The sequence below is a fragment of the Vibrio sp. 10N.222.48.A3 genome, from assembly GCF_041475345.1.
GTDB lineage: Bacteria > Pseudomonadota > Gammaproteobacteria > Enterobacterales > Vibrionaceae > Vibrio > Vibrio tasmaniensis_A.
The window spans coordinates 1-1,198 of the sequence record NZ_JBFRVX010000064.1; the positions used below are offsets into that span (position 1 = coordinate 1).

Here is a 1,198-nt window from a genome sequence, read left to right on the forward strand (position 1 = left end):
TCCTAGCATCTCTACCAACTATCAAACTTTGCCTAGAAGCTGGCGCAAAAGTTATGGTTACTTCTCACCTTGGTCGTCCTACTGAAGGCGAGTACAACGAAGAGTTCTCTCTAGCTCCTGTAGTTAACTACCTAAACGACGCACTAAACTGTGACGTTAAACTAGCGAAAGATTACGTAAATGGTCTTGAGCTAAACGCTGGTGAACTAACTGTTCTTGAAAACGTTCGCTTTAACAAAGGCGAGAAGAAGAACGAAGAAGCTCTTTCTAAGCAATACGCTGCACTATGTGACATCTTCGTAATGGATGCATTCGGTACAGCTCACCGTGCTCAAGCGTCTACACACGGCGTTGGTACTTACGCTCCTGTAGCATGTGCTGGTCCTCTTCTAGCTGCTGAGCTTGAAGCGCTTGGTAAAGCAATGGACAACCCAGCTCGCCCACTAGTGGCTATCGTTGGTGGTTCTAAAGTTTCTACTAAACTAACCGTTCTAGAATCTCTTTCTAAAATCGCTGACCAACTTGTTGTTGGTGGTGGTATCGCGAACACGTTCATCGCTGCTGAAGGCCACAACGTAGGTAAGTCTCTATACGAAGCTGACCTAGTTGAAACAGCTCAGAAGCTAATGAAAGAGTGTGCTATCCCAGTAGCGACTGACGTTGCATGTGCTAAAGCATTCGACGAAAACGCAGAAGCTGAAATCAAGCACGTTTCTGAAGTTCAAGACGACGACATGATCTTCGACCTTGGCCCTGATTCAACTGCAGCTCTAGCTGAAATCATCGGCAACGCGAAAACTATTCTTTGGAACGGCCCTGTAGGTGTATTCGAATTCAAGAACTTCGAAGCGGGTACAGCTGGTATTTCTAAAGCAATCGCTGATTCTGAAGGTTTCTCAGTAGCGGGCGGTGGTGACACGCTAGCAGCTATCGACAAGTTCGGTATCAAAGCAGATGTTTCTTACATCTCTACTGGTGGCGGTGCTTTCCTTGAGTTTGTTGAAGGCAAAGTACTTCCTGCAGTAGCTATGCTTGAAGAGCGTGCTAAAGCGTAATTGATTTAGAAAGGCGAGGTACGAATCTCGCCTTTTAACGTTTGCTGCATATCACACTTATTTGCTAGAATAGCGGAAGTTGTGAGCAAACGATTGCAAATTTTTAAACTTAAGTTTTTTATCTTAAAACGAATAGAATAAAT

1 protein-coding gene is annotated in these 1,198 nt (G+C 44.6%); it reads left to right on the top strand.

Annotated elements, in window-relative coordinates:
• A partial coding sequence (locus tag AB4653_RS02395; RefSeq protein ID WP_372103242.1) for a phosphoglycerate kinase occupies positions 1-1,055 on the top strand: 1,055 nt, incomplete at its 5' end.
• Positions 1,056-1,198: the final 143 nt, after the last annotated feature.